This is a genomic window from Gimesia fumaroli, from assembly GCF_007754425.1.
Classification (GTDB): domain Bacteria; phylum Planctomycetota; class Planctomycetia; order Planctomycetales; family Planctomycetaceae; genus Gimesia; species Gimesia fumaroli.
The window spans coordinates 3,715,405-3,728,157 of record NZ_CP037452.1 but is presented as its reverse complement, the minus strand read 5'-3'; the positions used below and the strand labels follow the sequence as shown (position 1 = coordinate 3,728,157).

Below are 12,753 nucleotides of genomic sequence, written 5' to 3'. Positions count from 1 at the left end.
GTTTTGAAGATCATTGCTGTTTTCAGGGACCTGATTTCGCTTTCCCCGATGGCGGGAGAGATTTGGCAGAACTGGAAGCGGGATAGGCGGTGACCGCCTGGTTCGATACACAAATCACCAGTCCCTTGCGCAGTTCAATGGCCCCTCCCAGAGAAGTCTTATCACTTCCCCGATAGATATTTAAGATGTCGCCATTTGTCTTCGAAATTTCAAATATTCCCCGACTGGTAAACACCCAGGCCTCTTCCGAGGCAAACAGGGCGCTCAAGCCACCAGCGGCAACGGGCAGGGAAACCGCCCAGTTTAATCGATGTGTTTTGCGATCAAGGGCTTCCAGTTCTTTTGACATAAGATACACATTTTTTTGATCGAGCCCGACGATTTGTGCCGATTTCTTGATTGGACGCTTCCATACCAACCGTTTCTCTACCAGATCGAGAGCATAAACTTCAGTCGCCCCCGCTTCCTTAAAGTAGACCAGATTCTGATCTCGAAACATCTGGCCTTCGCTGTGCAACTCGGTCTCTTCAGGAACGGGTGCATTATAATAATGCGTGTTCGACTGATTCACTTTATAGGGATATCGAAAAACCCAGTTGATGCTTTTGGTGGGAATCGAAATTTCAAACAAGGCGCCATTGTTCGTCAAAACCAGTAAGTTGTCTCCCTCTTTTTGCAACAGGGGAATCGGCATCTTCTGCATCCCGTTGACGTTGCTGGTCGAGACCGCAGCCCCCAGTTTGAGAGACCACTCTTTTTTTCCCGTCTTCAATGACAGACAGTTTAACGTGAGTGATTTATTGTTCTGCAGATGTGAGACCACATAAACATGATCTCCCTCTACCAGTGGCTTTGAAAGAAAACTTTCATTCGAAACATTGGAGGTCCAGAGTTGTTTCCCCGTTGCTCCATTGAAGGCATATAAGCGATAACGTGCCCGATAATGATTCATCTCTTTTTTGGGAATCAACGTCGCCAGTACAATATCATTCGTTACGCTGATCTGGTACTGAGCCGGATTCGAAGACTGATGAAAACTGTAATTGCTAAAATGTGTTCCCAGATCCTGAAATTTATCTGTTCTCCAGACTAATTTCCCGGTCTGCAAATCAACACAAAAACAAACGCCATAAAAATTGAAATACGCACGCTTCTCATCCACTGCCATGGGAGGCACAAAGGTCTCATAGGATTTACCGCGGCCGTAATAGTTTCGCCGGGAATTCTCAATCGCCTGCACCATCGCTTGATCCAGGTAGGATAACTGCCATTCTGGCTTGACATTTTCCGGAGCCAGATCCAACGGCTGCCGGAGGAGATTCGCAATTCTATTTTGTTGTGGAGTCGCAGGAGACTGAGTTGCAGCCCCTTGGGGAATCAATGCCTGTAAATAGGGAACCGGATTGACATCATCACCACCGAGTTTGATTTTTTCGTCCGGGAACTGCTGCGCAATGACTTGTATATTCGCCGCTGCCCGCTCAAGCTGACGGCTCCGAATTAAGGCCAGTGCAGATTTGACATTCAGTTCAATTTCGGAAAGATTGGTATCTGGATGATGATCCAGAATGGAGCCCCAGAAACGGGCTGCTTGACTAAATTCTCCGCGTTCAAACGCATCGTTTCCCAACAGGTCAGCAACATCATCGCCGATGGATGTCAAAAAGTATTGTGAATAAATCTGCTTCGCCTTATTGATTCGATCGGGCGTTATCAGCCCCTTTTGAGCTGAAAGCTCTTCAAACTGCTTCCGCGCTTTTCCATCAAAAAAAAGGCGAAATGCTTCGCGTCCTTCCGCGGGCATCGAAACCAGCGCCATAAAAATACGCTGTTCCGCATCGACCAGAAAACCGTCTTTCGTCGGTAGTAGCGGGGATGTAGACTTCGTCTCGGACAGCTCTTTCAGTGCGGTGAGTGCTTTTTCCCACATCTGATGGCGAACGTAGCGCTCGTAGTCATCAAGCAAATTGAGCTTCTTTTCATCTACCGAGATGCTAAAGCCCGGCATCTTGTGCGGCGAAGTACTGTCTCCCCCCGCATCAACGGTAACATCAGCGGCAGCTACCGCTTCCACAGCGAATACCTGTGCCTGTAACGCTGCTGGTATTCCCAATGTATAGCACAGGATCCCCACACAGAGACTCCCGATATAAAAGCGTCTCTGTTGAGTGTATTGTGAGTGCGCACCTGTAGTAAACATAATCCATCCTTAGTTTGGAATGGGCCTGTATCGTCGTAGGAATTCAATTGTGTTGGCGCGATCTACTGAAACATTAACCAGGATGTTTGTGGGGTGAAGTGAGTTCCCGGTTTCTTAATTTTTTTAGTCTGTTTTCAAACTTGTGTTACCTTGTTCAAACAGGCCTTTTGTCTATTTCAACATTGTACACCAAAGCCCATTGAATAATTCAAGCACTAATTGGAGGCTTTTCCATTTTTTATGAACTTTTAAACAACGTTCAAATGCCCCGTACGGTTCATTATTTTTGAAGTCAATTGAATTTAATCCTGTAACTCAAATTGACCGTCGACCATTTCCTGCCCATTCACAATAATTGCAATCTGGTGCCAACCCGGATAATACTTTCGCGTGCTAATGGGCTTAAACGAATGACGCCGGGAATAAGAACGGGAACTTTGGGAAACAGGACCTTCTGAAAGTTTGAAGACTTTTCGAGAAGAAGCGCCTTTCTGTCGGACAAAATCAATCGCATATTCGACGCGCAGCAGTCCCAACTCACTCGCATCGGAAACCAGGTCAAATTTAAACTGGATTTCTTTGCCCCATGCCACACCGGCTGGCGTCATTTCAAAGTTCTGCACACAAATATCAACTGGTGCCTGATAACCAAACAATGCCAGGACCTCGGGTTTCCCCTGCTTTAACAGTGTGCGACAGGCATGTTTGACGATCCACTGCGTTTCGGGGCTTCCCTTGATCCATTTCTGTGCGATATCAACGACCAGCTCCGGATGATCTTTGGAAATATCATTCAAATGATTCGCCACACTCCGCCGGACATATTCACTCGGATCCGCTTTCAGCTTCTCAAGCAGGGGCAGGGTGGGCGCGGGATCTTTTTTGAATTCCGGCAAAGCCATTGCCCAGGGTAATCGGGGACGGCTTCCCTCAGAAGCCAATCGGCGTACATGATGATTCTTCGACGCAGCCCAGCGTTTCATCTGTCGCATCATTCGCTTCTGATCCTGTAGAATGAAAGGTCTCACCGCAAATTCGCTACTGGAATATTCCGTAAAATGTTCCAGAGCCGGCAAAGACAAATCCCATTCATCCAGTCCAAATACTTCGACAAAGTCGGGAAAGAACATCGCTTCAAAACCACCAAACTGAGGTGCCGCCTGCATTAATACCTTAAGGGCCGTCTCATAATCTACCGGTAAAAATTCGCGCATCGCATAGGAAATGTGTCGCATCCGCTGCTTGAGTTCTCTTTGCTCCCATTCCGCATCAAACACAAACGACAACATTTTCCGTTTGGGAAACGACGGTTCGTGTTTTTGAATCTCGTCTGCAAGTCGAGAAAGATAATTGCGATCAAAATGATCTTTGAGCAATTTGGCCATATTAACGGGTTGTTTCAATCTGAGTTAAAACGGATGAATTGTCGTAAAAAAACGGGCCCCCTCTCAGATTGAAAGGGGGCCCGATCATAACAATTCCAGTCTCTCAGATTAACCCATCAGCTTGGTTACCGCCTGAGCTTTGACCAATTCACGGGGCTGGTTCAGGTGATTATACACAATCGTTTCCGGGTTGATGCCGAACGAATGGTAAATCGTCGCCAGCAATTCACGCGGGTGAACCGGATCTTTGCGGGGGCTGGAACCTGTTTTGTCAGATTCCCCATGCACGTAACCTCGCTTGATGCCCGCTCCTGCCATCAGTGAGGTGTAGCAGTAAGGCCAGTGATCACGTCCGTCATCACTATTGGAGTTCCCCGAAGTACTCACCCCCCGTTGCGGGCTTCTACCAAACTCACCGACGGCGACCACGAGTGTTTCATCGAGTGTACCCCGATCGTACAGATCGGAAATCAAGCTGGCGAGACCCTGATCGAACATGGGAGCCGACTGATTTTTCAGACGATTTGTGAGACCGGTGTGCACGTCCCAGGAATGGTTATTTGAGTTGGCGACTTTCGGCCAGACGACTTCAACCACACGAGTCCCCGCTTCCACCAGGCGGCGGGCGAGCAGCAGACTTTGACCAAAGGTATTCCGGCCATATTTGTCTCGCATCGCATCCGATTCCTGATCGAGGGCAAACGCATCACGGGCTCGTCCGGAAATCACCAGGTCCAGGGCACGCGAATAATATTTGTCGAGTTTATAATCCTCAACCGCTTTATTCAACTGAGGCATGCCTTTGTTGATCGTATCGCGCAGACTGGCGCGTCGCTGTAATCGCGATGTGTAAACATCAGGACGCAACTTGAGATCGTCTACACTGATCTTGTCCATTTTATTCATATCCATATCGTCTCCGGGTGGATACAGATAATAAGGATCATAGGCACGTCCCAGGAATCCAGCGGTTCCCGCTTTCCCCACAACATTACTTTCCTGAAGCGGGCGGGGCAGCATCACGAACGGCAGCATCGAAACATTGGGAGGCTGCAGCCGAATGATGTTTGAACCAAAGTTTGGAAAGTCCTTGGGACTGGGTGGTTCCAACTGACCGGACGGACTCACTTTGTCGGTCGTATAACCGGTAAGCATCTGGTAAATTGCAGCTGTGTGGTTGAAGAGCCCTTTGGGAGTGTAGCTCATCGAACGAATCATCGTAAACTTATCGTTGTTCTGCGCTAAGTTCGGTAACAGCTCCGTGAACTGGACTCCCGGCAGCTTTGTGGAAATCGGATTGAACACGCTCTTCACGTTATCAGGCACATTTTCCTTCGGGTCCCATAAATCGATATGACTGGGGCCGCCTTGCAGGAAGATCAGAATCACGCTCTTGGCTTTGGCCCAGCCGGGGCCGCCTCCCTCGTTTTTGTTGGCAGCCGCTTCCTGAAGCTGCAGCATTGAGCCGAGCCCCATTCCCATCATGCTGGAACCACCGACCCTCAATAGATCGCGTCTTGATATTTGACTGCGAGACTCACACACTTCCTTGCCGGGTTGACCTGGAATGATTAGCATTTCAGCATCTCCTCACTTCTGTTAGAGATCGGTTTGAGTATTGTATCCATCCGCGTGTTTACGTATTTCAAATCAGCTTTTAATGATTAAACAGAAACGCAGGGCTGTTGATTAACGCCCAAGTCAAGTCCTGAGCAGCAACTAGTCGATTCTGTTTCACCTGCTCGGCACTGAGCCGAACATCATTTCGCAAGCGCGTCAATTTCCGATCGACAGGGCGGACTGCCTGCATCGCTGTCAGATGATTTCGCAATTCCACCAGTTTCGGATCGGTCGGACGTGGCTTTTTACTCTCAGCAACTGCTTTCAGCTTTGCCTGTAATTGACTATCGGCTTTGCTATAGTATTCGAGCAGTTTCTTTTTCTCAGCCGCATTTCGCTTATCCGATTTCTTCTTCAGGATCGCCAAAATGTCCTTCGGATGCTTGTCCAGCGTAGTCGGTCCTGTCCCATTCGACACGGAAAGCCGGAACCGGCCAATCGAATGTGTATTACTGTTGAACTGCTGTTTGAGCACGAATGTCAGAATCGTGCCTTCTGCATCAGCGGCAACCTGCGACTGAATATCGAAGCTCGCTTTATGAGACTTCCCAGTTTGTGGTGCCACAGCCCAGCCATTCCCTTGAGGTTTAACCTGACCATCAATGGCGGTTTTCACATCATAGGTATTCTGACTAAAATCAGCCTGGGCATTGAACAGTGTTAACTTGGTCTTCTGGTCCGGTTTTGATTTCGGAGCAGCATAAACTTCGAATTCATTCAATACAAAGTTACCGTCCCCAGATCGCCCCGGGCCTTTTCGCGGCAGGGAGTCATCAGTCAGAACATCCAGACGGACAGCGGAAATTCCTTTCAGATTGGTATGAGCCACAATCTGGTAATCGCCTTTGCCATTTGGTCCCTTTGCCAGGATTGACAGATCCTTCTGCAGTTCTAAATTCGCCTTATTCGTCGCAGACATCGTCTCCGGCTTGAGTGGAATCCACTTAGTGCCTGTGGCTTCTGCTTTTTCCCAAGCTTCAATTTTGCCTTGCAACGATTTCTGATAGTCCGTCAATGCTTTCTGAAATCTGGCGGTACGTTCTTTCTGTTCGTTGTTTAACCAGGCTTCACGCGGGGCGATTGCCTGCTGGAATGTGGTCACCGCCTGCTGTGCATCCTGAATATTTTGGACGCGTTGATTTTCCTGTTGAATGATGTTCGCAGGCAAACCCTTTTCGTAAGCCGCCAGACGTTTGGTTAACGCCTGATGCTCGCTCTGAATTTGCTGTTGAATCAGTTTGATGCCCGCCTGCTTCTCTTCTTCAGTAGCCGGACGGTTGAGCACTCGCAGGAAAATGGAATCTATTAAAGCGACATCATCTTTTTCTTCCTGCACCAGCTTGTTCAATGCATTATTCGGGTCACTGATGGCATTGCCCACCGTGGGACCGCTGATCAAAGCCATTACCGGCCCTAACTGGACACCAGACGAGCGTTCACACTCACATGGACTCTCCCGTTGAGCACGACCAAACTTAGCCAGGAAATCGCTTTTCAATTTAAAGCCGACATCAGGCAATTCCGCAGCACGGGTTCCCGCGGGAACGCCGGGAATATTCGACAACGATCCCGTCACCCGGCACAGTGAGTCATACAATACTTCGGCAGGCAGGCGACGCGCCTTCGCGTGTGAGTAGTTAATCGTATCGTCTTCATTCCACTTGTTGGATTCAATGGAAAGCTGATACGTCCGCGACTGACAGATCACCCGCATTAAGTGGCGGATATCAAAATCATGCGACAGGAAGTCGGCCGTCAAGCGTTCCAGCAACTCCGGATTCGAAGGAGGATTGCCGGCGCGAATGTCATCAATGGGTTCAATCAAACCAGTTCCGGTCAGATATCCCCAAACCCGGTTTGCATACGCTTTCGCGAAATACTGGTTGTCGCGGGAGGTAATCCAGCGTGCCAGTGTTTCACGTCGCGACAAATCTTTCTGCTCTGCCTTGAATTCGGCAGGGTAGGGGAACTTGGGTGGTGCTTTTGCCCCGGTTCGCTCATGAATCATTTCGCCTTCTTTTTTGTCGAAGACGACTTCAAACAAAGGCTTCCGACCTTCAACGGCAGTTCCACCAATCGTACGTCCCTTACTCTCTGGTGCATTCTTTAAATCGAATTGTGCAAAGAAAGCCGAGGTCTCATAATATTGATCCTGGGTCCACCGTTCGAAGGGATGGTCATGGCACTTGTTACAATTGAAACGAATCGACAGGAACAGGTGCGTCGTGTTTTCCATCGTATCTTCAGGGGTTCGATGGATCTTGAAATACGATGCAGCGGGAACTTCTTTATTGGAACCACTGGCGGAAAGAATCTGGTAAGCAAACTGGTCGTAAGGCACATTTTCTGCCACCGATTTGCGAATCCAGTCTCGGAAGAGTTTTGAGCCTTCGGTTCCCAGATATTTGCGATTGACCTGCAACAGGTCTGCCCATTTATTGGTCCAATGTTCGACAAATTCCTTGCTGCCCAGCAGGCGATCAATCAATTCGTTCCGCTTGATTTTTGACTCCCGCTTGTCAGCCAAGAATGCTTTGACATCGTCAATCGTGGGAGGCAGGCCGGTCAAATCAATGTAAACCCGGCGAATGAATTCGGCATCGGTACATAAGCCAGAAGGCAGTGTTTTGGTTTTCTTGAGTTTCTGATCAACCAGTTTGTCAATGTAATTATGAACGGGAAGCTGCTTCCAGGCAAACTCGGAACGATCCCCCATCACTGTCACGGTGGTCGCAGCATACTTACCCTGATATCGGGCAAGCAGTGGTGCTTCACCACGTCTGAGGACTTCTGCGATACCGCCATGATACATTTTGGCGATCTCGATATTGCTGCAATCAATAAATGAGTCGGAAGTCACATCGCGGACTTCACCATTATCATAGGTGGCTAGCACACGAAACTGCTGCAGCAATCCGGCTCGAGGAACAACGGGATTTTCGGGAGTAATTTTGATGCTGGCGACGCGCGGCGCCTCCTTGTTCAATGGTGTCCCATCTTTGATCCAGGAAGAGACAATCTGGTAATGCGCATCGCCGGCAAGTGCGACCTGACCTCCCTTGTGCGGTACTTCGGCAATCGCTTTCAGTAAAATAAGACTTTGCTCAGGAGATGCCAGATTGACGCGGCGTGACTTGAGGTCATCTGTGAAAGCCCGTAAATCAAACAGGTCATCCGTCCCTCGCAGGGAGAGTTTGAATCCATCTTTCCCCTTGTTGGCACCATGACATAGCCCGGAATTACATCCCATTTTCGTAAATGCCGGCGCGACATCCCGCCAGTAATCAGGACTGTAATCTGCAGGAAACTCTGCTACGGTAATTTTGGCGGTTGCCTTGACCCCATGCAGACTGAAGCTCACGTCAGTGATTCCCGGCTGTAGTGCCCGCACTAAACCGGTGGGAGAAACATGGATCGTGTCTTGCTTATTGAGTGCCACCTTTACCAGGCGAGTGAGATCGGTTTTGGCTCCGGATTTTGTATGACCTGTTACCAGAAACTGGATCGTGTCATATTTTTTCGCGATGGTCGCTGTCGCAGGCTGTACTTCCAGTTTCACAAGCGGATCAGAATTGGAAAATTCCTCTTTCGGCAGCTTCTGCTGATTGACATCAACCAGCACCAGCTTCGACTTGGGTGCCGCCCCTTTTTTCTCTACCAATTCTGGCTGGTCTTTTTGGAGAGGAACGGGCACAAATGCGGTTTTCAATTTCCCTGTTTGAGATTCATACAGTCGAACCTGACCATCCTGGCCTGCAGTCGCAATGACATCCCCTTTAGGATCATAACAAACCGTATACAGCCCCGTCTCAGGTACTTTGACTTCACTCACCAGCTTGACCGACTTGGTCCGGCTTTCTGCGACCTGTTTTTTCTCTTCTGCACTTCGTGAAGCCACACGTTTATTCAGAATCTTCACCAGATCATCGGGAATCTTTTCTCCGATATCAAACGAAAACACCTTCAATTCGCCGGTGTGATTTAAACTACTGACAGCAACCAACTGCTTGCCTTGGGGGTGAATAGCCACACCAAAAATACGACCTTTGAGGGCAGGAAAGCTGCGTACAAGATTCGCATCGTCGCCGATCACCCGCTTGGATTGACGAAAGACCTGATAGAGCTTGGGCACACCATCTGCGCCTCCGACCAGAATCGTATCTTGCGTCGGATGCCGGTCTATCGCCGCCAGTCCCCCCGTTAATGCTTTGGGGGTAATTGAAGTAATATTATCGATGAATCGCTGAGTTTTCAGCTCGGCCAGTTTCGTGGTCCGGTCACGGCTGACTGAAATAATGTGGCTCCCATCGGTCGAGAAAACCGTATCCAGCACCCAATCATAATGGGCGTTCTGGTAAAAGACTTCTTTGCCGGTTTCGACTTCTATGGCGCGGACCGTATTGTCGGCACAGCCAAAGGCCAGCAGTTTTCCATCGGGTGACCAACTGGCTCCATATAGGGTGTCATAGGTCAGGGGAATGGATTTCTTCAATGTCTGTTTAGCCACATCCCAGATCTGGATCTCACCACGTTCGGCCGGTGTTCCGCCAGATACCGCCAGATATTTGCCATCGGGTGAAAACTGAACCGATTCAATCCGTTGCGATTTTCCAATCAACCGTCCTACCAGTTTGTTGCCTTCGGCGGCGTGGAGCAGCACTTCATGGAAACCGGCTACTGCCAGTAATTTTCCATCGGGAGAATACGCCAACGATGTAATGACCGGCGGGGCAGAGTAGGTCGGTGGGTTCTCTTTGTTAAAGCGATATTCGATTTTCTGGGGAGAGTCATCAATCGCCCCCTGTTGAATCCAGGTTCGAATCAAAGTGATTTGATCTTGTGAAAGCGGTGTTTTAGCTTTCGGCATTTCCGCTTCGTTGCCTTCAGGCGTAATCAGCTCGACCAGATAACTCTTGTCAGGCTGGCCGGGAACAATCGCCGTCGTTTCACTTTCGCCCCCTTTGAGTAAGTGCGAAAATTCTGTGACGACATAACTCCCTTCCGGATTTCGCGGATGATGGCAGCCGACACACTGGGCCTGAAGTATGGGACGAACCTGCTGATAAAAACTGACCTTACCTTTTGCTGCAGGTGGATTCGCAGCAAACAGGTGGGAGCAGGAGAAAACGCAGAAAACGGACGCGTAGAAAGCAAATGTACGGAACTTGTCGAAGGACATGAACCTCAACCCCCTTTTGGCAAACCTAAGTTAAAATAACTCTGGTGATGAAAAGAGGCAATCTCTTCTCATTGCCCCTGACTGATTCTGAGAGGGCTCTGAGTAAAGAGCAAGAAATCAATCCGGGTGAGAGTAGTGGAAGGATAAGTTTATATTGGACTGACTGTCGGCCCAGAACTTAAATTCTCTAATGCAATGATATATGTCTTATTATGAATATATCGTAATTCATCGTCGATGAAAATTTCTACTTTTTCATGAAATTTTTCAATATTTCTTACTGATAATTTCGAAAATCATCAGATTGTTACTGCCCCTTAGTAAGGTAACAATCAAAACGTTCGACTCACAAACTTGCTTTGAAACCCGCGTTTGAACGCACACGCATGCATTCCTTAACAACATTAGTAAAACCAACCGAACAAAAAGAAAAGAGGTGGCTGTTTCCAACCACCTCTCTTACTCAGGTAGAAAATCAACCCAAGCAGGCACGAATCAATACAAATTCGTTTGCCTTAGAAATCGCTCTCAGGGTCTGCCAGCAATTTTGCAGGCGGTACATTGGCAGCAATCTTACCAAAGGCGACCAGCAGTTGTGCCTGCATATCCTCGATGGTAGCGCCACCAGGAGCGTCAATCCAGATACCGTTGCAAGCTTTGGCAATAGCCTGCATCAGGTTTCGGTCGGCTCCCGCACCCACAGTCATCGTATGCACGGTATATCCCAGGTTAGCAGCTTCAACTGCCTGCCAGAACGCATACTGTTTATCGCGACTGCTGGTTGCATAGTCGGCTTGACCATCTCCATCGAAGTCGGTGACCTGATCCCAGTCCCAACTTCCTGGAAGTGACCAGTCAGAGGGAGAACGGTTTGCGTTCCCGTCTGTCATGACCAGAATCGTCGGACGGGCACCGGCACGACCATGAGACTCCAATAACTCTTTTGCATCACGAATCCCGTAACCCATACCAGTGTAGGGGGCATAGTGTGACGCCTGTTTGTGTCTCTGAATCGTATCGATATCGGCATAACGATTTGTGATCAGTTCATCCCCCAGATCAACGGTATCCAGGATACCGTCATCATTCAGAACGGATTCGACGCGTGAAGAATCGTCGTACGTTACGAGTCCGATATAATCGCCGAACTGCAAGCCATCGAGGAAGTCCGTGAACAACGTCACGCCTTCTTTCATGGCATGGAACGGATAGATCGGAGCCCGCCACAAGTCTTCAGACTGATTGTTTTTCTTTCGTTGTCCAACCAGATAACCCATCAATGTACGATAGCCGTATTTTTTACGGTATCCATAGTTGTTGACGGTGCTGTTTGTCCGAACCCATCTGATGTAGTTCTTCCACAAATTTTTGTTTGTGTAACCAGTCGGCTGGCCGTTTAAGTTTCCGTAGTAATTCTTCCCTTCCTGTGGGAATGGATACTTCAGGTTTCCACTCGAATCAACTTCATCCAGGTCTAACGCCTGGAAAATGTAGTCATCATCATACGAGCTGATGTAAGTTCCCTCAGCAGAATCGATCTTTCCATACCCGTCGGCCGGGAACTTCAGTTTACCCGTATCCGAGTAGGTTGCACCGGATGCAACCAAGGTATTCCAGATATCATCCAGATTAGCCTCAACAGCCGGTTTACCCATGCTGTATGACGACATGGCGCCGAACTCACTGTCGTAGCTCATGGAACCTGAATAGTCGAGCACCAGAACAATGTCACGTGCTTCAATGAAGGCGATCGCCGAAGTGGTCACTGCCGCTGTCTTGTCACTCATGAAGCCGGCAAAGAACAGTTGCAGTTTCGAATCCTGCTGACCTTCTGCTGGATTATCACGGCGGGCGATCACCTTGACGACATTATAAGGTTTCGCTGTTTCCCCCCAGACCATGTGAAAAGTCCCGGAGGCATCCTGATACCGTTTCCCGAATTTGACATCGGTTTCCGGATCAATATAGACCCCATTTAAGCGCGCCACCTTTTCTGCCATTGCCTTTGCGGCATCAACGGCAATCGAATTGGCATCCTGCACCGCACTACCGACATCCTGTCCCTGCTGAATATCATCAGCGGTAGTCTGCACAGCATCGGTAATCTGCTGTGCCGCAGCCAGAGCAGCGGCTTCAACCGCATTTCGCATTCTGGTCTTGGTCATCGTAATGACGGCAATGTCGATTCCGAACGCCATGAATCCCATCGTCGCGATCAGAAATGGCACCGCCATAACCATGAACGCACCGCGGCGATTTTGATCGCCCGGCAGATCCATTTTCTTTTTTTTACTCATAGGTGTCTGTTTCATGTTTCCCCCTCGTGCTCCCCAGAAGATTGAGCATCATACTCATAAAAAATATGTGTG

Annotated in this window: 5 protein-coding genes; all 5 read right to left on the bottom strand. The window is 48.9% G+C overall.

What is annotated here, in order from left to right; all coding sequences use genetic code 11:
- Positions 1–22: 22 nt before the first annotated feature.
- Positions 23–2,200, bottom strand: a complete 2,178-nt coding sequence (locus Enr17x_RS14290) for a PQQ-binding-like beta-propeller repeat protein (RefSeq protein ID WP_145309803.1) — start codon at positions 2,198–2,200, stop codon at positions 23–25.
- A gap of 302 nt (positions 2,201–2,502) precedes the next feature.
- Positions 2,503–3,585: a DNA alkylation repair protein gene (locus Enr17x_RS14285; protein WP_145309801.1), complete on the bottom strand. Its 1,083-nt coding sequence runs from the start codon at positions 3,583–3,585 to the stop codon at positions 2,503–2,505.
- A 108-nt stretch (positions 3,586–3,693) separates the two neighbouring features.
- Positions 3,694–5,163: a DUF1501 domain-containing protein gene (locus Enr17x_RS14280; RefSeq protein WP_145309799.1), complete on the bottom strand. Its 1,470-nt coding sequence runs from the start codon at positions 5,161–5,163 to the stop codon at positions 3,694–3,696.
- 79 nt (positions 5,164–5,242) lie between these two features.
- Positions 5,243–10,384, bottom strand: a complete 5,142-nt coding sequence (locus Enr17x_RS14275) for a DUF1549 domain-containing protein (RefSeq protein WP_145309797.1) — start codon at positions 10,382–10,384, stop codon at positions 5,243–5,245.
- A 515-nt stretch (positions 10,385–10,899) separates the two neighbouring features.
- The gene (locus Enr17x_RS14270) at positions 10,900–12,696 is read right to left on the bottom strand and encodes a vWA domain-containing protein (RefSeq protein ID WP_145309795.1); all 1,797 of its coding nucleotides are present in this window, start codon (positions 12,694–12,696) and stop codon (positions 10,900–10,902) included.
- Positions 12,697–12,753: the final 57 nt, after the last annotated feature.

Excerpts from the sequence above, each read along its gene's own strand:
- Enr17x_RS14290 (WP_145309803.1), bottom strand. The coding sequence starts at position 2,200 with ATGTTTACTACAGGTGCGCACTCACAATACACTCAACAGAGACGCTTT.
- Enr17x_RS14285 (WP_145309801.1), bottom strand. The coding sequence starts at position 3,585 with ATGGCCAAATTGCTCAAAGATCATTTTGATCGCAATTATCTTTCTCGA.
- Enr17x_RS14280 (WP_145309799.1), bottom strand. The coding sequence starts at position 5,163 with ATGCTAATCATTCCAGGTCAACCCGGCAAGGAAGTGTGTGAGTCTCGC.
- Enr17x_RS14275 (WP_145309797.1), bottom strand. The coding sequence starts at position 10,384 with ATGTCCTTCGACAAGTTCCGTACATTTGCTTTCTACGCGTCCGTTTTC.
- Enr17x_RS14270 (WP_145309795.1), bottom strand. The coding sequence starts at position 12,696 with ATGAAACAGACACCTATGAGTAAAAAAAAGAAAATGGATCTGCCGGGC.